Source organism: Caballeronia sp. LZ008 (assembly GCF_031451435.1).
Classification (GTDB): Bacteria; Pseudomonadota; Gammaproteobacteria; order Burkholderiales; family Burkholderiaceae; genus Caballeronia; species Caballeronia zhejiangensis.
The window spans coordinates 434,406-460,233 of sequence record NZ_JARUXK010000004.1; the positions used below are offsets into that span (position 1 = coordinate 434,406).

Annotated in this window: 21 protein-coding genes; 17 read left to right on the forward strand and 4 right to left on the reverse strand. The window is 64.1% G+C overall.

Going from position 1 to position 25,828, the window contains the following annotated elements; genetic code table 11:
- Positions 1-39: 39 nt before the first annotated feature.
- From QCE49_RS26775 to QCE49_RS26815, 9 genes are all read left to right on the forward strand, one after another.
- Complete coding sequence (locus QCE49_RS26775; protein WP_008353807.1) at positions 40-462, forward strand: GFA family protein; 423 nt, start codon at positions 40-42, stop codon at positions 460-462.
- A 7-nt stretch (positions 463-469) separates the two neighbouring features.
- Entirely contained in the window at positions 470-1,381 is a 912-nt protein-coding gene (locus QCE49_RS26780) for a DUF72 domain-containing protein (protein ID WP_008353805.1), read from the forward strand.
- A 151-nt stretch (positions 1,382-1,532) separates the two neighbouring features.
- Entirely contained in the window at positions 1,533-3,119 is a 1,587-nt protein-coding gene (locus QCE49_RS26785) for a protease pro-enzyme activation domain-containing protein (protein WP_250440457.1), read from the forward strand.
- 43 nt (positions 3,120-3,162) lie between these two features.
- Positions 3,163-4,860 carry a S10 family peptidase gene (locus QCE49_RS26790; RefSeq protein WP_250458860.1) on the forward strand — a complete coding sequence of 566 codons (1,698 nt, stop codon included), beginning with the start codon at positions 3,163-3,165 and terminating at the stop codon, positions 4,858-4,860.
- Between the two features lie 896 nt (positions 4,861-5,756).
- Positions 5,757-7,877, forward strand: coding sequence for a catalase HPII (katE, locus tag QCE49_RS26795; protein WP_250458862.1), 2,121 nt, complete (start codon positions 5,757-5,759; stop codon positions 7,875-7,877).
- A gap of 218 nt (positions 7,878-8,095) precedes the next feature.
- Positions 8,096-11,251 carry an ATP-binding protein gene (locus QCE49_RS26800; protein ID WP_309806608.1) on the forward strand — a complete coding sequence of 1,052 codons (3,156 nt, stop codon included), beginning with the start codon at positions 8,096-8,098 and terminating at the stop codon, positions 11,249-11,251.
- Positions 11,252-11,376: 125 nt separating this feature from the next.
- Positions 11,377-11,910, forward strand: coding sequence for a hypothetical protein (locus tag QCE49_RS26805; protein WP_008353800.1), 534 nt, complete (start codon positions 11,377-11,379; stop codon positions 11,908-11,910).
- A gap of 227 nt (positions 11,911-12,137) precedes the next feature.
- Positions 12,138-12,404 carry a hypothetical protein gene (locus QCE49_RS26810; protein ID WP_008353799.1) on the forward strand — a complete coding sequence of 89 codons (267 nt, stop codon included), beginning with the start codon at positions 12,138-12,140 and terminating at the stop codon, positions 12,402-12,404.
- Positions 12,405-12,611: 207 nt separating this feature from the next.
- On the forward strand, positions 12,612-13,835 hold the full coding sequence (locus QCE49_RS26815) for a hypothetical protein (protein ID WP_250458868.1): 1,224 nt from the start codon (positions 12,612-12,614) through the stop codon (positions 13,833-13,835).
- A gap of 15 nt (positions 13,836-13,850) precedes the next feature.
- Here the strand turns inward: QCE49_RS26815 and QCE49_RS26820 are convergent, their stop codons facing one another.
- On the reverse strand, positions 13,851-14,735 hold the full coding sequence (locus QCE49_RS26820) for a DMT family transporter (protein ID WP_250458870.1): 885 nt from the start codon (positions 14,733-14,735) through the stop codon (positions 13,851-13,853).
- 87 nt (positions 14,736-14,822) lie between these two features.
- Positions 14,823-15,008, reverse strand: a complete 186-nt coding sequence (locus tag QCE49_RS26825) for a hypothetical protein (protein WP_008353795.1) — start codon at positions 15,006-15,008, stop codon at positions 14,823-14,825.
- 181 nt (positions 15,009-15,189) lie between these two features.
- On the opposite strand from QCE49_RS26825, the gene QCE49_RS26830 reads away from it, so the two are divergent.
- The 6 genes from QCE49_RS26830 (at position 15,190) to QCE49_RS26855 (ending at position 23,363) form a co-directional block, all read left to right on the forward strand.
- On the forward strand, positions 15,190-15,945 hold the full coding sequence (locus QCE49_RS26830) for a DeoR/GlpR family DNA-binding transcription regulator (protein ID WP_250458928.1): 756 nt from the start codon (positions 15,190-15,192) through the stop codon (positions 15,943-15,945).
- A gap of 845 nt (positions 15,946-16,790) precedes the next feature.
- Complete coding sequence (gene phnS / locus QCE49_RS26835; protein ID WP_250435564.1) at positions 16,791-17,864, forward strand: 2-aminoethylphosphonate ABC transporter substrate-binding protein; 1,074 nt, start codon at positions 16,791-16,793, stop codon at positions 17,862-17,864.
- On the forward strand, positions 17,864-18,925 hold the full coding sequence (gene phnT, locus QCE49_RS26840) for a 2-aminoethylphosphonate ABC transport system ATP-binding subunit PhnT (protein ID WP_250458872.1): 1,062 nt from the start codon (positions 17,864-17,866) through the stop codon (positions 18,923-18,925). Before phnS ends, phnT begins: the two co-directional genes overlap by 1 nt.
- On the forward strand, positions 18,903-19,844 hold the full coding sequence (locus QCE49_RS26845; protein WP_250458874.1) for a 2-aminoethylphosphonate ABC transporter permease subunit: 942 nt from the start codon (positions 18,903-18,905) through the stop codon (positions 19,842-19,844). The genes phnT and QCE49_RS26845 overlap by 23 nt, the downstream gene beginning before the upstream one ends.
- A gap of 1 nt (position 19,845) precedes the next feature.
- Positions 19,846-20,664 carry a 2-aminoethylphosphonate ABC transport system, membrane component PhnV gene (phnV, locus tag QCE49_RS26850; protein ID WP_175979137.1) on the forward strand — a complete coding sequence of 273 codons (819 nt, stop codon included), beginning with the start codon at positions 19,846-19,848 and terminating at the stop codon, positions 20,662-20,664.
- A gap of 245 nt (positions 20,665-20,909) precedes the next feature.
- Positions 20,910-23,363, forward strand: coding sequence for a glycogen/starch/alpha-glucan phosphorylase (locus tag QCE49_RS26855; RefSeq protein ID WP_008353789.1), 2,454 nt, complete (start codon positions 20,910-20,912; stop codon positions 23,361-23,363).
- Between the two features lie 8 nt (positions 23,364-23,371).
- Here the strand turns inward: QCE49_RS26855 and QCE49_RS26860 are convergent, their stop codons facing one another.
- Both QCE49_RS26860 and QCE49_RS26865 read right to left on the reverse strand, forming a co-directional pair.
- Positions 23,372-23,698, reverse strand: coding sequence for a hypothetical protein (locus tag QCE49_RS26860; protein ID WP_008353788.1), 327 nt, complete (start codon positions 23,696-23,698; stop codon positions 23,372-23,374).
- 110 nt (positions 23,699-23,808) lie between these two features.
- A complete protein-coding gene (locus tag QCE49_RS26865) occupies positions 23,809-24,216 on the reverse strand; it encodes a DUF6232 family protein (protein WP_008353787.1) in 408 nt (135 codons plus the stop codon).
- Between the two features lie 186 nt (positions 24,217-24,402).
- On the opposite strand from QCE49_RS26865, the gene QCE49_RS26870 reads away from it, so the two are divergent.
- Together QCE49_RS26870 and QCE49_RS26875 are read left to right on the forward strand one after the other, a co-directional pair.
- Positions 24,403-24,696, forward strand: a complete 294-nt coding sequence (locus QCE49_RS26870; protein ID WP_008353786.1) for a helix-turn-helix transcriptional regulator — start codon at positions 24,403-24,405, stop codon at positions 24,694-24,696.
- Between the two features lie 54 nt (positions 24,697-24,750).
- The gene (locus tag QCE49_RS26875) at positions 24,751-25,812 is read left to right on the forward strand and encodes an alkene reductase (RefSeq protein WP_008353785.1); all 1,062 of its coding nucleotides are present in this window, start codon (positions 24,751-24,753) and stop codon (positions 25,810-25,812) included.
- Positions 25,813-25,828 lie beyond the last annotated feature (16 nt).

A 25,828-nucleotide genomic window follows, 5' to 3' on the forward strand; every position in this document is an offset into this window, starting at 1 on the left:
GGTTATCGTAACAAACCATCGTATTTACGGGAGAGATCGATGAGCGTTGAAAAGGACGAAACGCGGGCGGCTACGGTTCATGAAGGCGGATGCGCGTGCGGCGCGTTCCGCTTTCGCGCGACGGGCAAGCCCATTCGCGTCTGCATCTGCCACTGCACGACGTGCCGGCAAGTGCATGGCTCCGCCTTCGGAGCTTATGCGATTTACGCGCGCGGCAACGTGATGATGAGCGGCAGCCTTTCGACGTGGAAGAGTTCCGACGATGGCCGGCGGCACTTCTGCCCGGCGTGCGGCTCGGTCGCGTACATGGAATTCACGACGCGCGACGAAGTCGATCTGCCCATCGGCGCATTCGACGAAACCGGCGTCTTCGAGCCGACTTACGAGCTCTGGTGCAAGCATCGCGAGCCGTGGCTGCCGCAGGGCGCGCGGGCGGAATACGACGAAGGCCGTCCGCACTAGGCGCGCGATGACCGGGCGCATCCGCATCGGTATTTCGGGCTGGCGCTATGCCGGCTGGCGCGGCGTGTTCTATCCGAAAAAGCTCGCGCAGGCCCGCGAGCTCGATTTCGCGTCGCGCGCGGTCCAGACGGTCGAGATCAACGGATCGCATTATTCGCTGCAAAGCGTGACGAGCTATCGCGCGTGGCGCGACGCGACGCCCGATGGCTTCGTCTTCAGCGTGAAGGGGCCGCGCTATCTGACGCACATGCTGCGTTTTCGCGACGAAACGGCGATTCCGGCGATCTCGAACTTCTTCGCGTCCGGCGTGCTCGCGCTCGGCGACAAGCTCGGTCCGTTCCTCTGGCAGTTTCCGCCGAACTTTTCCTTCCGTCCCGAAGCCTTCGAACGCTTTCTCGAATTGCTGCCGAAGGATACGGTCGCCGCCGCGCGGCTCGCCCAGGGCCACGACACGCGCGTGAAAGACCCGTGGTTCGAGCCCGGAAGAAAGCGCGCGCTGCGGCACGCGATCGAGATCCGTCATCCGAGTTTCTGCACCGATGAATTCGTGCGGCTGCTGCGCAAATACGGCGCGGCGCTGGTCGTGTCGGATTCGGTGGCCGGCTGGCCCTATGCCGAAGATCTCACGTCCGACTTCACCTATTTGCGGCTTCACGGCAGCGAAACGCTTTATGGCGGCAGCTATAAGGACGAGGCGCTCGACGAATGGGCACGCCGCATCGAATGCTGGGCGTCGGGCGGACAGATCGCCGACGCGCGGCTGATTTCATCGGCGAAAGCACGGCCGCGCGCGGGCCGCGACGTCTTCTGCTACTTCGACAACGATCAGAAAGTGCGCGCCCCGTTCGACGCGCGACGCCTGATGGAGCGCCTCGGCATCGCGCTCCCCGCCGAGCCGCACATCGAGACGAAACGTTGAAGACCGGGACAGCTTTTGTCTCGCTGGAACTGCATGCTCTCGTCAACGGTCCGAGCAATTGCATTCGCGCCCGGAAAATAAGACGATAAGCGCGGGCAGCGGCAGGATCGAGAAACTTTGATTTTCATGGCCAACGAGGAGCATCGATACCATGACGAAGCAACCGGTCAGCGGCAGCGACAAGATTCATCCCGAAGGCGCGCAATGCATCGGCGACTGCGATCCGTCCGAACAGATCGAAGTCATCGTGATGCTGCGGCGCAAGGACGAGGCGGGCTTCAAGCAGATGATGGCGCGCATCGATTCCGGCGAAGCGCCCGCGCAAGCCGTATCGCGCGAGGAATTCGACAAACGTTTCACCGCCTCGGACGACGACATCGCCAAAGTGAAGGCGTTTGCGCAGCAGTACGGCCTGACGGTCGTGCGCGCGGAAACCGAAACGCGCAGCGTCGTGCTGAAAGGGACCATCGAACAATTCCAGAAGGCTTTCGACGTCAAGCTCGAACGCTTTCAACATCACAACATCGGCGAATATCGCGGACGCTCGGGGCCGGTGAAGGTGCCCGACGAAGTGCACGACGCCGTCACCGCCGTTCTCGGCCTCGACAGCAAGCCGCAGGCGCGTCCGCACTTTCGTTTCCGTCCGCCGTTCAAGCCGGCGCGCGGCGCGGCGAGCGCGTCGTTCACGCCGGTCGATCTCGCGCGTCTCTACGATTTCCCCGATGGCGACGGCGCGGGCCAATGCATCGCCATCATCGAACTGGGCGGCGGCTATCGCGATGCCGATCTTTCCGCGTACTTCTCGAAGCTCGGCGTGAAGTCGCCGCAAGTCGTGTCGGTCGGCGTCGATGGCGGCAAGAACGCGCCCACGGGCAATCCGAACGGCCCGGACGGCGAGGTGACGCTCGATATCGAGGTCGCGGGCGCGGTGGCGCCGGGCGCGCGCATCGCCGTGTACTTCGCGCCGAACAGCGACGCCGGTTTCGTCGATGCCGTCAATCGCGCGCTGCACGATTCCACCAACAAGCCTTCGGTCATATCCATCAGTTGGGGCGGGCCGGAGGCGAACTGGTCGTCGCAATCGATCGGCGCGTTCAACGACGTGCTGCAAAGCGCGGCCGCGCTCGGCGTGACGGTGTGCGCGGCATCGGGCGACAGCGGCTCGTCCGACGGCGCGGGCGACGGCGCGGATCACGTCGACTTTCCGGCGTCGAGCCCGTATGTGCTCGGCTGCGGCGGCACGAGCCTGAAGGCGTCGGCGACGGGCATCGCGAAGGAAGTCGTCTGGAACGACGGCGATCAGGGCGGCTCGGGCGGCGGCGGCGTGTCCGGCGTGTTCGCGCTGCCGGCGTGGCAGAAGGGTTTGTCGGTGATGCGTAACGGCAAGCCAACGGTGCTCGCGAAGCGCGGCGTGCCGGACGTTGCGGGCGACGCATCGCCGCTGACCGGCTATGAGGTGCTGATCGACGGCGAGGATACGGTCGTCGGCGGCACGAGCGCGGTCGCGCCGTTGTGGGCTGCGCTGATCGCGCGCATCAACGCGATCAACGGTTCGCCATCGGGCTTCGTCAATCCGAAGCTCTACACGGCGAAGACGGCGTTTCGCGACATCACGGAAGGCAACAACGGAAGTTTTTCCGCGGCGGCCGGCTGGGACGCGTGCACCGGCATGGGCAGTCCCGACGGCGCGAAGATCGCGGCCGCGTTGAAACCCGCGAAGTCTTTGAGCAAGGCGTAAGACAGTGAACAACAACCACGACGACGATTCTGGAGCGATCACGATGAACTCCGATCCACTGGCAGCGAGCGACAAACCTGCGAACGCGGAAGAACCGGCCTTGACCGCCGCCGCGAAGAAAGCGCCGAAGAAGACCACGACGGCGAAGAAGGATCAGCCGTATTTCGATCCGGTCGCGTACGGCAACGGTCCCGACGACGCCATCGCGGCGACCGAGGCCGACGAGAACGCGGCGATCACGCATCACAGCGTGACGATCGGCGGCGCGAAGATCGCTTATACGGCGACGGTCGGCCATCTCGTCACGGTCGATCCGAGCAGTTCGAAGCCGAGCGCGAAGATGTTCTACGTCGCGTTCACGAAAGACGGCGCGAAGGAAGAGGCGCGTCCGCTGACCTTCTTCTATAACGGCGGGCCGGGGTCGTCGTCGGTGTTCGTGTTGCTCGGCTCGTTCGCGCCGCGCCGCATCAAGACGGCGATGCCGGGCTTCACGCCGCCCGCGCCGTATCAGATGGAAGACAACCCGGACAGCCTGCTCGACCGCAGCGATCTCATCTTCATCAATCCGGTCGGCACGGGCTATTCGGCGGCGATCGCGCCGAACAAGAATCGCGATTTCTGGGGCGTCGATCAGGATGCGGGGTCGATCGCGCAGTTCATTAAGCGTTATCTGACGAAGAACAATCGCTGGAATTCGCCGAAGTTTCTGTTCGGCGAGTCGTACGGCACGGCGCGCAGTTGCGTGCTCGCGTACAAGCTGCATGAGGACGGCATCGATTTGAACGGCGTCACGCTGCAATCGTCGATTCTCGATTACGCGCAGGCGGGCAATCCTGTCGGCGCGTTGCCGACCGCCGCCGCCGACGCGTGGTATCACAAGAAACTCGGCGTGCATCCGACGCCGACCAACTTGCTGACGTTCGTGGAGGAAGTCGCGGAGTTCTCGCGCACGGATTATCTGAACGCGCTGCGCAAGTTTCCGCAGACGGACGATGAAGTGGTCGAGAAGCTCTCCGAATACACGGGCATCGACCGCGCGACGTTGCTGGCGTGGAGTCTCGATATCGCGGCTTACGACAGCCGGGGGAATTCGCTTTTTCTCACGACGCTCTTGAAGTCGAAGGGCGAATCGCTCGGCTCCTACGATGGTCGCGTGACGGCGATATCGACGGGCATCGCGGGCAAGATCGATCCGAATTCGGGCGGCAACGATCCGACGATGACCGCGGTGAGCGGCGTCTACACGACGATGTGGAACAGCTATCTGAACGAGCAGTTGAAGTTCACGTCGACGTCGTCGTTCACGGACCTGAACGATCAGGCGTTCCTCAACTGGGACTTCGAGCATACGGACCCGACGGGCGAACAGAAGGGCCTGGATTCGAAGGGCAACATCATTCTCTACACGGCGGGCGATCTCGCCGCGGTGATGGCGCTGAACGTCGATCTGAAGGTGCTGGCCGCCAATGGGATGTACGACTTCGTGACGCCGTTCTATCAGACGATCATCGACTTGCAGCAGATGCCGCTGATCGACAAGACGGTGCGGCAGAATCTTTCGGCGACGTTTTATCCTTCCGGACACATGGTCTATCTCGATGGCGGATCGAGGACGCAGCTCAAGGCGGATCTCGCGAAGATGTACGACGAAGCGACCACGAATCATGCGGCTATGAGCCGGATCATTACGTTGCAGAAGACTACGGCGGATAAGTTGGGGGCGTTGTCGCCGGTGGGGTGATGGTTTGCTTTTACCGCGAGGCGGTGGGGTTCGGGGGTTTTTTGTTTTGTTGTCGCCGGATCCCGTATTCGTGTCGGCTCCGGTTTTTCGCCGGATCCCGTTTTCTTAGTGGTCTATTAGCACTGCCCCTGTGCGGGGCGGCACTTACTTTCTTTGCTGCTGCAAAGAAAGTAAGCAAAGAAAGCAGCTTCCGATACGCCCGCGGTCACACGCAGTTTGGGTAGTCCTCTCGTCGTTCGTGGGCTGCCTAAAGAGTGCCCTCATAGGCCCCATCGGGCTTGGCTCGCGCACGGTCTGTCACATCGCACCACACAACAAACTGGTTCAGCACCAAATGGCTCCAGCCCGCTTCGCGGCCGACCGGTCAATCGGGAATGCGCGTGCTTCGCTACTAACATCTTTATCGCACTGCGCGCGCAAACCGATGGTTTCCCTTGCACACCCCGCGGCAGCGCGTAGCGCTGTGCCGAAGCTCTTTCGTGCTGCACCAGCGCGCTCAACGTTTTCGGGCGGCAGACCGTGCGCGAGCCACGCCCGATTAGGTGTTTGAGGGCACTCTTTAGGCGAGTGCCGCCTGGGACGAGAGGACTACCCAAATTGCGTGTGACCGCGGGCCTGAAAAGCTGCTTTCTTTGCTTACTTTCTTTGCAGCAGCAAAGAAAGTGAGTGCCGCCCCGCACAGGGGCAGTGCTAATAGACCGCTAAGAAAACGGGATCCGGCGACTACAGCAAGGAAAGTGACTGCCGCCCCGCACAGGGGCAACGCTAATAGACCACAAAGAAAACGGGATCCGGCGAAAACAACCACGGCGAAAAGCACCCCCGCCCGGGAACATCAATTGCGGTAGAGGACCGCAAGTCCTCACCCAAACCCCGGAGTCCGCAAAAAAATGGCAATGGAGAAGCAACCGCCCGAAGGCGGCGTAGCCCGCACCCCCTCGCAGAGCAACACCAACAAAAAAGTCGAATCCCTCGAAACGTTCCGCTCCGACGCGACCAATCAGGCCCTGACGACAAACCAGGGCGTCAAGATCGCCGATAACCAGAACACCCTGCGCGCCGGCGAACGCGGCCCTTCGTTGCTCGAAGACTTCATCATGCGTGAAAAAATCACGCACTTCGACCACGAGCGCATTCCGGAACGCATCGTCCACGCGCGAGGCTCGGCCGCTCACGGCGTCTTCAAGGTGTACGAATCGCAGGCCGAACTGACGAAGGCCGCCTTCCTGCAAGACCCGTCGAAGGAAACGCCCGTCTACGTGCGCTTCTCGACCGTGCAAGGCTCGCGCGGCTCAGCCGATACCGTTCGCGACGTGCGCGGCTTCGCCGTCAAGTTCTACACCGAAGAAGGCAATTTCGATCTCGTCGGCAACAACATGCCGGTATTCTTCATTCAGGACGCGATCAAGTTCCCCGACTTCGTCCACGCGGTCAAACCCGAGCCGCACAACGAAATGCCGCAAGGCGCATCCGCGCACGACACCTTCTGGGACTTCGTCTCGCTCGTGCCCGAATCGGCGCACATGGTGCTCTGGACCATGTCCGATCGCGCGATTCCCCGCAGCCTGCGCACGATGGAAGGCTTCGGCATCCACACCTTCCGCTTCATCAACGCGCAAGGCAAAGGACGCTTCGTCAAGTTCCACTGGCGGCCGACGATCGGCTCCGCATCGTTGCTCTGGGACGAAGCGCAGAAACTCGCGGGCAAGGATTCGGACTTCCATCGGCGGGATCTCTGGGAAGCGATCGACAACGGCGACTATCCCGAATGGGAACTTGGCGTGCAGATCGTCGAAGAAGAGGATGAACACAAGTTCGACTTCGATCTGCTCGATCCGACCAAGATCATTCCCGAAGAGCTCGTGCCGCTCAAGATGATCGGCAAGCTCACGCTGAATCGCAATCCCGACAACTTCTTCGCCGAAACCGAGCAGGTCGCGTTCTGCCCCGGGCACATCGTGCCGGGCATCGACTTCACCAACGATCCGCTGCTGCAAGGGCGTCTGTTCTCCTACACCGACACGCAGATCAGCCGGCTCGGCGGCCCGAACTTCCACGAAATTCCGATCAACCGGCCACTCGCGCCACTCGCCAACGGCCAGCGCGACGCGATGCATCGCCAGACGATCGACAAGGGACAGGCGTCCTACGAGCCGAATTCCATCGACGGCGGATGGCCGAAGGAAACCCCGCCCGCCGCATCGGGCGGCGGCTTCGAAAGCTACACGGAGCGCGTCGAAGGCTCGAAGATCCGCGTGCGCAGCCCGTCGTTCAAGGACCATTACTCGCAAGCCACGCTCTTCTGGAACAGCATGACCGATCCGGAAAAGGATCACATCGTCGGCGCGTATTCGTTCGAGTTGTCGAAGGTCGAGCGCAAGCACATCCGCGAGCGCCAGCTCGGCATTCTCGCGAACATCGATGAGACGCTCGCCGCGCGCGTCGCCGAGAATCTCGGCTTGCCCGCGCCGAAGAAGAACGCGGATGCCGACGAGCTCGGCAAGTCTTCGGTGACGGAATCGCCGGCGCTGTCGATCGTCGCGAAAACGAAGCCGTCGATCAAGACGCGCAAAGTCGCCATTCTCGCCGCGCCCGGCGCCGATGCCGCGAGCATCAAGGCCGTACAGGACGCGCTGAAAGCCGAGGGCGCGCACGCAAAGGTCATCTCGCCGACGCTCGGCTCGCCCGCGCAAGGCATCGAGGCCGATGCGACCATCCTCGGCATGCCGTCGATCATGTTCGACGGCGTGATCGTCGCGGGCGGCAAGGACAGCGCGAAGACGCTGTCGGAATCCGGCGACGCGCGTCACTTCGTGCTCGAAGCGTTCAAGCATCTGAAGGCCATCGGCGCGATCGGCGACGGCGAGGACCTGCTCGCGGCCGCGCATCTGCCGGGCGGCGAGGAAGGCGTCGCCGTGGGCAGCGACGCGAATGCCGTGCTGAAGAGCTTCATCGAAGCGGTGAGCAAGCATCGCGTGTGGTCGCGCGCGCAAAAGGCGGAGTCGGTGCCCGCCTGACGCGCGTTTCGCGCCGCGCAACGAAGCGCGGCTTCATGCGTCACGCCGTCGATATACGCGCCCGGGTGTTTTTGAGACACTAGCCGCACTCGGGTCCATCGGGGCGTGACGTGGTCAATCTAGCGCAGCATCGCGCCGGCGCCGGGCGGGGCGCGTGCGCTGTTCTCGCGTGTGTGGTCTGCATCGCGTGCGGGTTTGCGCATGCGAAGGAGTCCATCGTGATCGGCGCGGTGCCGGGCATGGCGCCGCCGCTCGACATGGCCGATTCGGTGAATCATTGTTCGGCGCGGCCGGGCTTGCCGCGCGGCATCTCGGCCGATTTTGCGAACGCCGTCGCGAGTGCGCTCGGAATCGATCCGGACTGGCGCTTCTTTCCCGACAGGCCGGCGATGATCGCGGCGCTCAGGCTCGGCGACATCGACATGGCGACGGGCGCGACAGGCGAAGATGCCGGCGAACCGCTCGCGTTCAGCCGCCCGTATCTGCCGACGAAGCTGATCTACGTCGAGCCGCTCCATTCCCATCCGCCGACGCATCGGCTTGCTTACGTGGCCGCGCAGACATCGCCGGCGCGTCTGCGCGCGGCGTATCCATCGCTCGAACCCGTGGCTTATCCCGATCTGACCGGCGCGCTGCTCGCGGTGTCGCTCGGCGACGCGGACGCCTTCGTCGGCGACATGACCGTGGCCTCGTACACGATCGATCATTTCGATTTGCCGAACCTGACGATCACCGGTTTCGCGACCTTCGACGAAGGCGGCTACAGTTTCGCGTTCGCGCCCGGACGCGCCGACGCCGATGCGCTGCGCAAGCGCGTCGACGATGCGCTCGCCGCATTGCCGCCGAGCTTCGCGCTCGTGACGCACGAGCGCTGGCAGCCGGCGGCGTCCGCGATCACGCGCAACACGCCGATCCCGCTCACGCGCGAGGAAGCAGCGTGGATCGCGGCGCATCCCGTCGTGCATTATTCGATGCTCGCGCAGGCCGCGCCGCTGATGTTCCGCGATCAGCGCGGCAACGCGGCGGGCATCGCCGTCGATATCCTCGACGCGATCGCGCGCGTGACCGGCTTGCGCTTCGAGCCGCGCATACGCACGTCGATGGCGCAGTTGCGCGCCGATCTGAAGAGCGGCGCGTCCGCGATCGTGCCGTTCAGTCTCGGCGCGTTGTCGCCGTTGCCCGGCGGCGAGGCGACCACGCCGACGGGCGAAAGCATTTTTGCGATCGTGACCGCCGTGGGCCGTCCGCCCTTGCGCGACGCCGCCGCGCTCGCCGGCAAGCGCATCGCGATTCCGCACGATTGGCCGATCCTGAACTTCGTGCGCGAGGATGCGCCGCAAGCGCGCATCGTCGATTCGAAACCGTTCGACGGTCCGTTTCGCGCCGTGGCCAACGGCGACGCCGATGCGGCCGTCGCCGATCTGCCTTTCGCCAATTACGCCGTGGGCAATCCGTTTCGCGGCACGCTCACGATCAGCGGCGTGCTGTCGACGAAGCCGATTCCGCACGGACTCATCGTCAGTGCGGGCGAGCCGGTGCTGCTCGGCATCGTGAATCGCGCGATCGCGAGCCTGCCGCCGCCGGAACTCGAATCGATCCGCACGCGCTGGAAGCTCGCCGAGCATCCCGAAATGATGTGGGAGCGCCGCCGTCCGCAAGTCGAGCTGGGCGCGCTGCTCGGCATTGCGCTTTTGCTCGCGCTCGCGGGCTGGGCGTTGACGCTGCGCGTGCAGATCGCGCGACGGATCGCCGCCGAACGCGCCATGCGCGCCGCGAAGGAAGAGGCGGAAACGGCGAATCGCGCGAAATCGACGTTCCTCGCGACGATGAGCCACGAAATCCGCACGCCGATGAACGCCGTGCTCGGCCTGCTGGAAATGGAGCTGCGTGCGCCCGGCGAGCGCGCCGCGACCGAGCGCGCGCTGTCGACCGCGCATCACGCCGCGCGCGATCTGCTCGGCATGATCGACGATCTGCTCGACGTCGCGAAGATCGAGGCCGAGCGCCTCGTGCTCGCGCCCGCGCCGCTCGAGGTCGAATCGTGGATCGCGGGCGTCGCGGCGATCTACGAGCCGGCCGCCCGCGCTAAGGGCATCGCGCTCGTCGTGAAGCGGCTTTCCGGCGACGGTCCCGTCTGGATTCTTGCCGATGGTCAGCGTTTACGGCAGATCGTCGGCAATCTGCTCTCGAACGCGATCAAGTTCACCGATACCGGCGCGGTCACGCTCGAACACGACATCGCGCCGGCGCTGGACGGCAGGCGCGTGGTGACGCTCGCGGTGTCCGATACGGGCATCGGCATCGCGCCCGGGAAGCAGGCGCTGCTGTTCACGCCGTTCGTGCAGACGCACGATGGCCGTGCGCGCAGCGTCGGTGGCACCGGCCTCGGCCTCACGATCAGCAAGCGGCTCGTCGAGATGATGGGCGGCGCGATCGAGCTGGCGAGCGAGCCGGGGCGCGGCACGCGCTTCACCGTGCGGCTCGATTTGCCCGAGGCGGATGCCGTCGCGTGCGCCGCCGATGCGCCGGCCGTGGAGACGGGCGTATCGGCGGTATCGCTTGCGGGCTTGCGCGTGCTCGTCGTCGACGATCATCCGGCGAACCGCATCGTGCTCGACGGACAAATCCGGCTGCTCGGCGGCGTCGCGCAACTGGCCGTCGACGGCAAGAGCGCGCTCGCACGCTGGCGCGCCGCGCCGCACGCCGTCGACGTGATTCTGACCGACTGCTCGATGCCCGAAATGAGCGGCGAGGAACTGGCCCGCACGATTCGCGAGGACGAAGCGAAGCATCCGGCGACGCGCGCCGTGCCGATCATCGGCCTGACAGCGAACGCGCAGCCCGAGGCGGCATTGCGCGCGGTCGCATCGGGCATGAACGCGTGCCTCGTGAAGCCGCTCGGCCTCGACGCGCTGCGCGAGGCCTTGCTCGGCGCGACGCGCGACGGCCGCGTGCCGGTTGCAGCGCCGGTCGCATCGGCGACGCGCGAATCCGGCGAGCCGGTTCTGAATGCCGCGTTGCTCGCCGGTTTCGGCGAGCAGGCCGGGACGCTCGTCGATACGCTGAAGTCCGCGAACGCGAGCGATCTCGCCGACGCGCACGCCGCGTTCGCCGACAACGACCACGCCTTGCTGCGCGACATCGCCCATCGCATGAAGGGCGCGGCGGCGGTGATCGGCGCGGCGTCGTTCATGCGCGCGTGCGTCACGTTGCAGCGCGACTGCGAACTGGCGGTCGACGACGATCGCAACGGCGAGGACGATGCGCGCATCGCGGCATCGTTCGCGGCGTTCGTCGCGGCGGCCGAGGCGCTCGATGCGGCGCTCGACGCGGCGTCGGCATCGGTTTGTCCGGCGTCCGGCGCGTCGACGTGACGCGGCTTCGCGGATCGCGAGCAACTCTTCGCGTGCGGCGCGCGTTTCGTGTGCTTTAATTGAACCTCCGATCATCTTGAAAACAAGCGGCGGACCGAGGCCGCGATCGATGGCGCACGAAACGCATGAGTCGAAGGGATACCGGGTTCACCGAGGAACCGAAACCGGGCGCGCGCCGCGCCCGCCGGGCCGCGCGCGCGGCGCTCGCGTGCTGCTGCGCGATGCTCGCATGCGTGCCCGGCACGCCGCGCGCCCAGCGCGCCGAATGGCTCGATGCGCGCGTCACGCAGGCGACCATCGTCGATACGATCTGCATTCCGGGTTACGTCGACCGCGTGCTGCCGTCGTTTGAAATCCAGATGCGTCAGAAGGAGCGGCTGCTCAAGCAGCGCAGCATCGATCCGTCGTTCGCGTCGGAATACGCGCTCGATCATCGCATGCCGGTGCTGCTCGGCGGCTCGCCCAACTCGCCCGCGAATCTCGATCTGCGCCGCTGGGAAGGGCGCGAGGGCCAGCGCCGAAAGGAACGGCTCGCGGTGTACCTGAAGCGCTGCGTCTGCACCGGCGACATGACGCTGAAAGAAGCGCAAACCGCAATGGCGGGCGACTGGCCGAATCGGTATCCGAATCTTTCCAGCATGACCTGTACGGGCCTGTAACGATGCGTTCGGCTTATCCGTCCGATTTAGAACATCTATTGAAATAGGCGGAATGTCGCATCACACGCGCCATTAACGGGATTAGTATGGAGCTATCTCGAAATTAGTCCTGGAGTCGCCATGATGCTCGCGTATGTGTCCCTCTTCGTTGTCGGTACGCTCGCGGCGCGGATGATCGCGAGGCAGAGCCGGCGGCCTGTTTTCGCACGCGCAAGAAGGTGACGACGATGAACCTGCTCGTCTGGAATCTTCCTCAACGCTGCGCCGCGCGCGACGTGCGGCGATTTCTCGAGCACGAACTCGGGCAGTATGCGAGCGACATCGAAGTTCACGGCGCGGGCACCGCTCACGCCTACGCGACCGCCAGGCTCGCGACCGATGTGCCTTACATCGGCGAGGCGATCGCCCAGAAGCTGTGCCATCAGCGCTTTCACGACGAACCTTTGCGTGCCCGGGCTTCCGCGTCCGGCGACGCCTCCATCCGTCTGCATTGATGTTTCCGCTGTGCCGCGCATCGTCGCGCGTGCGGTCGGAACGAACTTTGCTGCGCTTCCGTTGACGAACCTCAAGTAGCGGCGAAGCCGGCGCGTCGTGCGCGCCGGCTTTTTTGTCGATGCGCGCAGTCTCGCGCATGGGCCGCTCGAACCGGGCGATCCGGTGGATCGTCCGTTGGCGAATGGCAAAGCGGATCAATCAAATCAATGCATCAGGCAGGAAAGAGCAGGACGAAAAAGACGCCGATCGGCGCAAGGTTTCTCGTGTGCGCGGCGGTGGGCGCGCTTCTTTCGATCTCGACGGCGGCTCGCGCGCAGCCTCAGGCGGCCTCGGGCGCATCGGGAGCGGTCGCGCAGGGACGCGTGACGGCGTTGCCCGTCGCGCCCGTCGCCCGCTCTATCCCGGTGCCGCCGATGCCGCAGGGCGCAAGCATTCCGCAAGCCGCGAGCGCGCCCGAGCGCGCGCTTCCCGCCATGCCCGTGCCGATGCCCGCGCAACCGGCTCCGGAGGCGTCGGCTGCATCGGCTGCGTCGGCTGCATCGGCGGCGAGCGCAGCCAGCGCGGCATCGGCGGCGAGCGCGGCATCGGAAGCGGCCGTGCCCGAAGTGCCCTTGCCGCCGGAAACACCCGAGCCGAATCTCGCCCAGCGCAGCGGCATGCAGCCGGCCGGCGCGTATGCGATGCGGCAGACCTTCGCGAAGGAAGTCGATCGGCGGCTCAATGTGCCCGTCGCGGATCAGCAGGGCTACGGCCGTCTGCTGCAACGTACGCTGGAAGAAGACGGTCACGGCGGCCTCGTCAACGAATTCGTCGTGATGGTCGATCGCAGCGCGAACGTGCAGGCGATCTTCGTCTATTTCCGCGCGAAGGCCGACGATGCGTGGTCGATGATCGGCGCATCGCCGGTATCGACGGGGCGTCCCGGCAGTTACGATCACTTCCTCACGCCGCTCGGCGTCTTCCAGCATGTGCCGGGCAACATGGACTTTCGCGCCGAGGGCACGCTCAACGAGTTCAAGATTCGCGGCTACGGCGCGCGCGACATGCGTATCTACGATTTCGGCTGGGCCGAAGGCGAGCGCGGCTGGGGCCACGGCGGCAAGTCGCCGATGCGCTTTCAGATGCACGCCACCGATCCCGAGAAACTGGAGCCGCTGCTCGGCATGCGGCATTCGAAGGGCTGCGTGCGGATTCCGTCGACGCTCAACACGTTCTTCGATCATCACGGCATTCTCGATGCGCAATACGAGGCGCGCGTATCCGAAGGCCAGTCGATGTGGGTGCTGAAGGCCACGCGCAAGACGACGCCCTGGGCGGGGCATTATCTCGTCGTCGTCGATACCGGAAGGAAGACGCGGCCCGCGTGGGCGCCGGGTCCGGGCAAGGCGGTGCGCGAGCACATCCCGGCGGGCGCGGACACGGTCGATTGAGGCGTGCCGGGCGTGCTATTTCGAGCGCGCGAGCAGCACGCCCGCGAGCGCGAGGCCGAAGCCCGCGAGCTGCATCGCGTCGAGCGTCTCGCCGAATGCGAGATAGCTTTCGAGCGCGGCGAGCGGCGGCGCGAGAAAGAGCAGGGCGGTCGCGCGCGATGCGTCGCCGCGACGGACCATCCATACGAGCAGCGTCGTCGCGACGCCCGAGAGCATCACGATGCCCCACGCGAGCGCGAGCCACGTCGTCGTGGAGACGATGAAGCGATGCTCGCCTAGCGCGATCACGAGCACGAGCGCGACGATCGTCGCGCCCGCGTTCTGCAACGCGCTGGCGCTGCGGATATCGGCGCGCGCGAGCGAAGTCTTCTGATACAGCGTGCCCGCGGTGATCGCGACGACGGCGAGCACGGCGATCGTCGCGACGAGCCATTGCGGCGCGTGTCCGGACGATGCGTGCGTGACGGGCGCGCCGCTCGCCGCGATCTTCGGCGCGAGCACGAGCGCGACGCCGAAGAGGCCGAGCACGAGCCCGCTCCATGCGCGCGGCGAGAGCCGTTCACCGAAGAGCCGCGCGGCGACGGCGGCGGTCAGAAGCGGTTGCAGCGCGCCGAGCAGCGCCATGATGCCCGCGCCCATGCCTTGCGCGACGGCCCAGTAGCCCGCGCCGAGATAGACGCCTTGCAGCAGCGCGCCGGCGAACAGATGCCGGCCGATGTCCCCGCCTTTCGGCCATGGCGCGCGCGTGACGACGGCGATTGCGAGAAACAGCAGCGTCGTGCCGCCGAAGCGCGCGAGCAAATAGAGATTCGGATCGACGTAGGGCGTGATCGCCCTTGCGACGATGAAACCCGTCGACCAGAGAAACACGAAGACGGGTGCGGCGAGAATCGAGACCATGTGAGGCAAGCGGCGAAACGAAATGCCGCAGTATCGGCCGGAACGCTTGCGCGCGTCTTGTCTAACCGTGCACTTCGGCGCGGCGCGTCATTCGATGGTGAACGTATCGAGCGGCTGATTGGCGCGCGCTTCGCCCTCGAAACGCCGCGATAGTTGCGCATGCAAGCGCTTTGCCTCGTCGAGTGTGAGGTCGATCCAGTAGGGATCGCCAGCCGCGTCGTTCAGACGTTCGGGAGGGAACTGGATTTCGATCACCACGCCTTTCTTGTACATCGTGTTGCCTCGTTCAAAGCTCGTGCATAAGGCACGAAGTCTAGCGGAGGCGTGCTTGTCGATTGCGTACCCGGGGGAAAGAATTCATTGCGCGTCGTGGCTTGACGAATCGCGCTTGCCAGAGAAATGCCACATAGGGCCGCTAAACTCCACACGCCGCCTTGCCTTTCTTCATCGAACGATGCTCGCCGAACAACGTCACCAGTACATCCTCTCCGAATTGGACAAGCATGGCGCGCTCGCGGTGGCGGATCTCGTGCGTGCGTTGTCGGTGTCGCGCGAGACGGTGCGGCGCGATCTCAACGCGCTCGCCGGACGCGGGCTCGTGACGACGACGCATGGCGGCGCGTTATCGGTCGACCGGCGCGAGCCGCACGTCGATGTGCGCGAAGCCGAGAACGCGGCGGCGAAACATGCGATCGGCGTGCGCGCGGCGGCGTTCGTGCCGGACGGGGCGTCGCTCGTCATCGATTCGGGAAGCACGACGCAGGCGGTGGCGCGTGCGTTGGGGCAGCGGCATCGGCTGACGGTGTATACGAACGACTGGCGTATCGCGATGTTGCTGGCGCGGCGCAATGGCAATCGCGTGACTTTGCTGGGTGGCGAGATCGCCGATCTCGAAGATGCGACGTTCGGGCTCGATACCATTCAGCAGCTTGCGCAGTATCACGCGGATTTTGCTTTCGTCGGGGCGGGGGGGATTACGAATGACGCGCATCTGACGGATTATTCGCGGCTCGCCGCTGAGGTGCGCGGGAGCATGATCGCGTCTGCTGCGTGCCCGGTCGTGGTTGCTGATTGCTCGAAGTTCGGCCTGGTTTTGCCAGTTAGGATCGCCGGGTTCGAGGCGGTTCGGTTTCTGGTTTGTGAAGCTCTGCCTGAGCGGGGGGTCCGAAGGGCGCTGGCCGCGCGGGGGCTTGAGGTCGTTGTTGCTTGATTTTTGTTGTTCGCTTTCGCTGGGTCTCGTTTTCGTGTCGGCTCCGGTGTTTCGCCGGATCCCGTTTTCTTAGTGGTCTATTAGCGTTGCCCCTGTGCGGGGCGGCACTCACTTTCTTTGCTGCTGCAAAGAAAGTAAGCAAAGAAAGCAGCTTCCGATACGCCCGCGGTCACACGCAATTTGGGTAGTCCTCTCGTCGATCGTGGGCTGCCTAAAGAGTGCCCTCAAACACCTAATCGGGCTTGGCTCGCGCACGGTCTGTGTCATCGCACCACACAACAAACGGGTTCAGCACCAAATAGCTCCGGCCCGCTTCGCGGCCGACCGGTCAAGCGGGGATGCATGTGCTTCTCTACTAACGTCTCCATCTCACGGCACTCGCCGCTCGCCGGTTTCCCTTGCGGACCCGGCGGCAGCGCGTAGCGCTGTGCCGAAGCTATTTCGTGCTGAACCAGCGCGGTAAAGGGAATGGCTCGTCAGACCGTGCGCGAGCCAAGCCCGGTTAGTCCTTCGAGGGCACTCGTTAGGCGAGTGCCGCCTGTGACGAGAGAACTACCCAAATTGCGTGTGACCGCGGGCCGTGACGAGCTGCTTTCTTTGCTTACTTTCTTTGCAGCAGCAAAGAAAGTGAGTGCCGCCCCGCACAGGGGCAACGCTAATAGACCGACACCATAACGGGATCCGGCGAAAAAGCAGACACCAAAGAACAAACCACAAGCCCCTTGGCGAAATATGCAAATACGTGGCGACCCGTGGCGCCTTCACGTCGATGTCACACATCTCTGCAATATTCCGGGTCGAAGGTCGCCCCCGACCTTCATCGATCCCCGACACGAGAGACCACCATGACCCGCGATTCCCGCTTCGCGCGCACTGTGCTGCCGGCGTTCGCCGCCGCGTTTGCTCTGCTTGCCGCGATGCCCGCTCACGCCGCCGACGCCGTCGTCCTCTACACCGCCGATGGCCTCGAGAATCTCTACAAGGACGTGCTTCCCGCATTCGAAAAGAAGGAAGGCGTGAAGGTCAACATCGTCACGGCGGGCAGCGGCGAAGTGGTGAACCGCGCGACCGTCGAAAAGGATTCGCCGAAAGCAGACGTCCTCGTCACGCTGCCGCCGTTCATCCAGCAAGCGCAACAAGGCGGCCTGCTGCAGCCGTATCAGAGCGTGAACTACAAGAACGTGCCCGCCATCGCGAAGGAAAAAGACGGCGCATGGGCCACCTTCGTGAACAACTATTTCTCGTTCGCGATCAATCCCGAAGTCACGAAAACCGCGCCCAAGACCTTCGCCGATCTCCTGCATCCGAACTACTCCGGCAAGATCGCATACTCGAATCCAGCCACGGCAGGCGACGGCATGGCCGTCATCATCCTGACGTCCGCGCTGATGGGCGAAGACCAGGCTTTCAATTACCTGAAGGATCTCGAACAACACGCGAAGTTCCATACGAAGGGCACGGGCTATCTCGACGTGCTGCTCTCGCGTAACGAGATCGCATTCGCGAACGGCGATCTGCAAATGGACCTCGACGATGCCGCGAACGGCGGTCTCTCCATCAAGCCGCTCTTCCTGTCGCACAAGGCAGGCGAAGCGCCGAGCACATTCCAGCTTCCGTATGCAATCGGCCTCATCAAGAGCGGACCGAATCAGGCGGCGGGCAAGAAGCTCATCGACTATCTGATGTCGTCGGATGTGCAGTCGAAAGTGCCCGATATCTACGGCATCCCCGGCCGCACCGACGTGCCGCTCGCCGGCAAGAACGGCGAAGCCGTCAAGCAGGCGATCTCCGGCGTGAAGCTCATTCCCGTCGACTGGAACGAAGTCATGCAGAAGAAGGCGGGCTGGACCGAGCGCTGGAAGACCGAAGTGATCGGCAACACCGGCAAGCAGACCGACGTCGTCAAGCCGAAGTCCTGATGAGCGCCGTCCCCAAGGAAGCGTTCGGCGTCGATCAAACGCCGGGCGTGCACATCGATCGTCTGACGGTGCGCTTCGGCACGCGTACCGTGCTCGACGATCTCTCGCTTCGGATCGAACGCGGCGAATTCCTCACCGTGCTCGGCCGAAGCGGATGCGGCAAGACCACGCTGCTGCGCTTCATCGCCGGCTTCGTGAAGGCTGATGCGCTCGCGGGCACGCTCGCCGTCGCGGGCCGCGATCTCACGCACGTGCCGCCGCATCAGCGCAATCTCGGGCTGCTGTTCCAAAGCTATGCGCTGTTCCCGCATTTCTCGGTGTTCGACAACGTCGCGTTCGGCTTGCGCGCACGCAAGCTGAAGACGGGCGAGATCGCGCGACGCGTCGCCGATGCGCTCAAGCTCGTGCAGCTTTCCGATGCCGGTCACGTCATGCCCGCGCAGCTTTCCGGCGGCATGCAGCAGCGCGTGGCGCTGGCGCGCGCGCTCGTCATCGAGCCGGACGTGCTGCTGCTCGACGAGCCGCTCTCGGCGCTCGATGCGAATCTGCGCGCTTCGGTGCGCAGCGAGCTGAAGGCGTTGCATGAGCGCTTGCCGAATCTGACGATCGTCTGCGTGACGCACGATCAGGACGATGCGCTCGTGCTCTCCGACCGCACGCTGCTGATGTGCGATGGCCGCATCGCGCAACTCGGTGCGCCGCGCGAGCTGTACGACGCGCCCAACGATGCGTTCGTCGCGCGCTATCTCGGTGCCGCGAATTTGCTGCCGCCGCGCGTGGTGTATCCCGTCGGCGATGCGCGGCACGACGAGCGCGAACGTCTCGCGTGCATTCGTCCCGAACGATTCGCGATCGCGCCGTTGGGAGAAGGCCATCTGCATGGCACGATCGCGTCCGTCGAATGGTATGGCGCGGCGCTTTCCATTTCCGTTGCGCTCGATGCGTTGCCCGGCGAGCCCGTGCTCGTGACGACGCAGCGCGGCCATTCGCGCATGCCGGACAAAGGCGCGCGCGTTTCCCTTCGCTTCGAGGCTGACGATGTCGTCCTTGTTCGTCCCTGACAGCGTCGCGCGCGACGAACGCGGCATCTGCGACGCCTATCTCTCCGCGCAATTCGCAGCGCACGCCAAAGAAGCGCAACGCCGCGAGCGCAAGGCGCAGTGGCATCTGCTCTTCATTCTCGTCGTCGTGCTCGGGCCGCTCGTGGTGTATCCGCTCGCGCGCCTCGTCATGTCGAGTGTGACCGGGCCGCACGGTTTCTCGCTGCACGCGTACGGCGCGTTCTTCAGCAACCCCGAAACGCGCGGGATGATCGGCACGACGCTCGGTATTCTCTTCGCGAGCGCGAGCATCGCTTCGTTGCTCGGCGTCGCGCTCGCATCGATGCTGTTCTTCAGGCCGTTCGCGCTCGCGCGCCTGCTCACGCGTTTTCTGGAATTGTTCGTCGCGTTTCCGTCGTTTCTGGTCGCGTTCACGCTGATCTTTCTATACGGCTCGCAAGGTTCGGTGAGCATCGGTCTGCAGCGGATCTTTTCGCTCGATGCGCCGCCGCTCGATTTCCTTTTCGGCATCGGCGGCGTGATTCTCGCGGAGGTCGTGTTCTATGCGCCGTTCGTCGTGCGTCCGACGCTCGCATCGTATGCGACGCTCGACATGCGGCTCGTCGAAGCCGCAAAGAGCCTCGGCGCCGATGGCTGGATGGTCGCGACGAAAGTCGTCTTGCCGCTCGCGTGGCCGGGCATCGCGGCAGGCACGATCCTCTGCTTTCTGCTGACGTTGAACGAGTTCGGCATTCTGCTCGTGCTCGGCAGCGCACATCTGATCACCTTGCCGATCGCGATCTACAGCGCCGCGACCGTCGACCTCGATCTGGCCACCGCGGCCGCGGGTTCGGTCGTGATGCTGTTGATGTCGCTATCGCTCTATGCGTTGTATCGACGCGTGAATCGGCAAACGAGTCGCCGTTCGGGAGAGCGCTGACATGCAACTCATCGCTGCTGCGTTCAGACCTCGCGCGCTCCTGCGTCATGCGTTCACGGGCCTCTTCGCGTTGCTGTGCTTCTGGCTCTTCGTGCTGCCGGTGATCGTCGTCGCGTTGTCGAGCGTCGCGTCGCACTGGTCCGGCACGATCCTGCCCGATGGTTTTTCCACGCGCTGGTTCGCGCGTCTTTCATCGAGCGATCTCGATGCGGTCGCGACGAGTCTCGAAGTCGGCCTGGGCGTCGCGTTTCTCGGCACCGCGCTGGGACTCTGGCTCGCGCTCGCGCTGGAAGGACGCGACCGGCGCGGTCTCGGCGCACTCGTCGATGCCGTCGCGATGATGGGCAGCGGCGTGCCGAGCGTCGTCCTCGGGCTCGCCGTGTTGATCGCGTATCACAAGCGTCCGCTCGATCTGTCGGGATCGGCCGCAATCGTCGTGCTCGTGCAACTCGCGCTCGTGTTGCCGTTCTGTTATCGATGCGCCGCCGCGGCGCTGCGCCCCGAGCTCACGACGCTGCGCGAAGCCGCCGCGAGTCTCGGCGCGCCGCCGCGCATGGTGCTCGCGCGCGTGGTATTGCCGCAACTCGTGCCCGCGATCCGCGCGAGCCTCGCGCTCGGTTTCGCGCTCTCGCTCGGCGAACTTGGCGCGACGCTCACCGTGTATCCGCCCGGATTCGCGACGGTGCCGATCGTCGTCGTCGGGCAGGTGAATCGCGGTTACTATCTGCCTGCGTCCGCGCTCTCGCTGATTCTGCTGGGCGTATCGCTCGCGGCGCTTCTGCTGATCGCCGCACGCGCGCCACGCCGCTCCATCGCATGACAAACATACGGAATCCGAACGAAATATCGATGCCATCATGTGCCCGCAAGCTCTTCGTTAGCAATTTGCGGGCCGCTCTCCGTTTCCGCCTTGTCATACCAAAAAAAATAAAACTGGCGTAACCTGCACGTTCAGGCACGTCCGCACCCGCCAGACCGGGGCAGGGCGCCAATTCGGTGCGTCCGGATTGAACTCCCGTCAGGCTTTCGCGGTCGTTGCATATGTTGCAAACACCGGAGGTTTCGATGACATCCGTCGATCTGGAATTCGACCAGCTCAACAGTACCGTCGATGCGCTCAGGCGCTCCATCTCGAACCGCCTGATGTACGGCGTCGGCAAGGATGCAGTCACCGCGCAGCCGCGGGACTGGCTTCACGCCGCTGAACTGGCCGTGCGGGATCGTCTCGTCGCGCGCTGGATGCGCACCACGCGGCTCCAATACGAACAGGACGTGAAACGCGTCTACTATCTGTCGATGGAATTTCTCATCGGCAGAACTTTCAGCAATGCGCTGCTCGCGCTAGGCATCTACGACGAAGTGCGCGATGCGCTCGCCGGCTTGGGCGTCGATCTCGCGGCGCTCGAGGAACTCGAGCCGGACGCCGCGCTCGGCAATGGCGGCCTCGGACGCCTTGCGGCCTGTTTCCTCGATTCGATGGCGACGGTCGGCGTGCCGGGCTTCGGCTATGGCATCCGTTACGAATACGGGATGTTCCGTCAGACGATCGTCGACGGCAATCAGGTCGAGATGCCCGATTACTGGCTGCGCGCGGGCAATCCGTGGGAGTTTCCGCGGCCCGAAGTCGTGTACACCGTGCATTTCGGCGGGCGCACGGTGCAACATGACGATCGCACCGACTGGATCGACACCGAGCACGTCAACGCGATGGCCTACGACACGGTCATTCCCGGCTTCGCGACAACGGCCACCAACACGCTGCGCCTGTGGTCCGCGCGCGCAACCGACGAGTTCGATCTCTCCGCGTTCAATCAGGGCGACTATCGGCGCGCGGTGGAGGCGAAGAACACATCGGAACATGTGTCGCGTCTCTTGTATCCCGACGACTCGACTCAGGCCGGACGCGAGTTGCGTCTGCGTCAGGAATACTTCTTCGTCTCCGCGACGATGCAGGATCTGATACGCCGCTATCAGCGCACGCATACGCACTTCGGTCGGCTCGCGGAAAAGGTCGCCGTGCATCTGAACGACACGCATCCGGTGCTCGCGATTCCGGAGCTGATGCGCCTGCTCGTCGATCGGCATCATCTGCCGTGGGACAAGGCGTGGAAGCTCGTGCAGCAGATGTTCTCCTACACGAATCACACGCTGATGCCCGAAGCGCTCGAAACATGGGACGTCGAGATGCTCGCACGCTTGCTGCCGCGGCATCTGGAGATCATCTTCGAGATCAACGCGCAGTTCCTGAAGCAAGTCACCGAGAAGTTCGGGCGCGATGTCGAACTGATTCGGCGCATCTCGCTCGTCGATGAATTCGGCCAGCGCCGCGTGCGTATGGCGCATCTCGCGATCGTCGCGAGTCACAAGGTGAACGGCGTATCGAAGCTGCACTCGCAACTGATGGTGCAGAACATCTTCTCCGACTTCGCGCGCATGTATCCGGAGCGCTTCACGAACGTGACGAACGGCATCACGCCGCGCCGATGGCTCGCGCAGGCGAGTCCGTCGCTGTCATCGCTGATCGACAAGCGGCTCGGGCCGCGCTGGCGCACCGATCTCTTCGAGCTTGGCAGGCTGCGCGAATGGCGTGACGATCCGGAGTTCTGCAAGGCCTTTCACGATGCGAAGTTCGCCAACAAGCTGCGGCTCGTGGAACGCGCGAAACGCGACGCCAACGCGATCATCAATCCGGAAGCGCTGTTCGATCTGCAGGTGAAGCGCATCCACGAATACAAGCGGCAATTGCTCAACATCCTGTATGTGATCGTGCGCTATAACCGCATCCGCGAAAATCCGGAGCAGGACTGGACGCCGCGCGTCGTGATGTTCGCGGGCAAGGCGGCGTCCGCGTACAAGATGGCGAAGAACATCATCAAGCTCATCAACGATGTGTCCCGCAAGATCAACACGGACCCGCTCATCGGCGATCGGCTGAAGGTCGGCTTTATTCCGAACTACGGCGTTTCCGTGGCCGAGCTCATCATTCCGGCGGCGGATCTGTCGGAGCAGATTTCGATGGCGGGCACCGAAGCATCGGGCACCGGCAACATGAAGCTCGCGTTGAACGGCGCACTGACAATCGGCACGCTCGATGGCGCGAACATCGAGATCTGCGATGCCGTGGGGCGCGAGAATATTTTCATCTTCGGCAACACGACCGACGAGATCGAATCGTTGCGCGCGGCGGGTTATCGGCCACGGCAGATTTACGAGGAAAACGCGGAGCTCAAAGTCGCGCTCGACCAGATTCGACTCGGGCACTTCTCGCCGGAAGAGCCGCACCGTTTCTACGACATCTTCCATACGCTCGTGGACTGGGGCGATCACTACATGGTGCTCGCCGATTTCGACAGCTTCGACAAGACGCAGACCGAAGTCGATCTCAAGTACCGCGACAAGGATGCGTGGACGCGGAGCGCGATCGAGAACGTCGCGGGCATGGGCATTTTTTCGTCGGACCGCACGATCGCGGAGTATGCGCGCGACATCTGGCACGTCGAGCCGTTGCAGATCACCTGACGACGCGTTCAGCGCCGTGTGATGCGCGTAATGCGCGTCACGCGGCCGAGCGTTGCGTTGGGAAAATGCGCGGTGAGCGTGCCGATGACATCGTTGATGTCATCGCGATCGGTCTCGACATGGAGCGTGGTGCAATCGCGGAGGCGGCTCGTCTCCACGATATAAGCCTGCGTGCCCGCGCCGAACGCATACGCGAGCATGTCGCGTGCGGCCGACGAATCCAGTCCCGGAACGGTGAGATCGAACGCGACGCAGTGGCGTGCTTCGCGGCGGCGCGGCGAGCCGCCGTTGACCACGCGCGAAAGAGCGATCGAGTCGAATGTGCGGATATCCATCGATGGAAGCCGTCCGGCGACGGCTCGTTGTGGCGATGCCCGCACTCTAGCGCCGCGCGCCTAAAGGCCGGGCTAAAGAAGCGCGCCGCCGTGTAAACGGCGCATCAAGATCAGGCTTGCGATGACTTCGCGCCTGCGCTCGCCGCATGTTTCGCGACCGCCTCGCCGACGAGCGCCGCGACCTTGTCCGCGAATTCCTGATCCTTCGTGATGAGCACTTCGCGCTCGCCGTCGGGCGTCGCGACCATCAACTGATAGATCACGTCCTGCGTGATCCAGGTGAGATAACCCACGACGACGATCATCACGCCGAGCACGAGCGCCGCGCCCGAGCCGGTGAAGATGCCCGCGCCGAGCACGATCAGCCCGATCAGCGCGATGATGATCGGCAAAGGCTTCTGGCGCGGGATCATCACGACACGCGCGGCGCGCAGATCGCGCAGCGGAATCATCTGACCGGACGCCGAGAGTCCGGCGCGCGAAAGCGTCACGCCACGTTCATTGAAAGGAGTATCCATAAGGGTTGTGCAGTCTTCTTGCAGCCGATGAAACCGGGGAGCGTACCAGACGGCGCGGCGCGGCGGCATGTCGCACATCGACGCATTCGGCGGGGTTTGCATATCGTAAATTTACGATATATACTTCGCAGCAAGACGATTCGGAACAGGCTGCACGTTCCGTCCGTCAGACGCACGAGCAACGAAATGGACATCGACGCAATTCACAAGGCCCTCGCCAACCCCCTTCGCCGCGAGATTCTGGAATGGCTGAAGGAACCCGAGCTGCATTTCCCTGATCAGGAATTGCCGCACGTGCACGGCGTTTGCGCGGGTCAGATCGATGGGCGCTGCGGCATGTCACAGTCCACCGTTTCGGCGCATCTCGCGACCTTGCACAAAGCCGGACTCGTCACCACGAAGCGCGTTGGACAGTGGGTGTTCTTCAAGCGCGACGAAGCGGTCATTCAGGCGTTTCGCGATTCCATCGGGAATCTCTGAGCTTGCTTGCCATTCGGTGAAAGTCTGCTTTCAATTTCATTAGGAATCCAATTCATGTCGACTCTTTTCGATCCGCTTAAAGTTGGCGCACTCACGTTGAAGAACCGCATCATCATGGCGCCGCTCACGCGTCAGCGCGCGGGCGTCGAACGCGTGCCGAACGCGTTGATGGCGCAGTACTACGCAGACCGCGCATCGGCGGGGCTGATTCTGAGCGAAGCGACGTCGGTGACGCCGCAAGGCGTCGGCTATGCCGACACGCCGGGCATCTGGTCCGACGAGCAAGTGGAAGGCTGGAAGCTCGTCACGAAGGCCGTGCACGAAGCGGGCGGCAAGATCTTCCTGCAACTGTGGCACGTCGGCCGCATTTCCGATCCGATCTTTTTGAATGGCGAACTGCCGGTCGCGCCGAGCGCGATCGCGGCGGGAGGACACGTGAGCCTCGTGCGTCCGCAGCGTCCGTACGTGACGCCGCGCGCGCTCGAACTGGATGAAATCGCCGGTGTGGTCGCGGCGTACCGCAAGGGCGCGGAAAACGCGAAGCGCGCGGGCTTCGACGGCGTCGAAGTGCACGGCGCGAACGGCTATCTGCTCGACCAGTTCCTGCAGGACAGCACGAACAAGCGTACCGACGCCTACGGCGGCCCGATCGAAAATCGTGCGCGCCTGCTGCTCGAAGTCGTCGATCAGGCTATCGAAGTTTGGGGCGCGGATCGCGTCGGCGTGCATCTTGCACCGCGCGCGGATTCGCACACGATGGGCGACAGCGATCGCGCCGCGACCTTCGGTTACGTCGCGCGTGAACTGGGCCGCCGCAAGATCGCGTTCATCGCGGCACGCGAGCATGAAGCCGCCGACAGCCTCGGGCCGCAATTGAAGAAGGCGTTCGGCGGCGTGTATATCGCCAACGAAGGCTTCACGAAGGCCAGCGCCGAAGCGATCATCGCCCGCGGCGACGCCGATGCCGTCGCGTGGGGCAAGCCCTTCATCGCGAATGCGGATCTGGTGCGCCGCTTCGAAGTCGATGCCGATCTCAACAACTGGGACACGTCGACGTTCTATGCGCCGGGCGCGAAGGGCTATACGGATTACCCGTTGCTCGAAACGGCGGAATAAGACGCGTCGAAGTTAG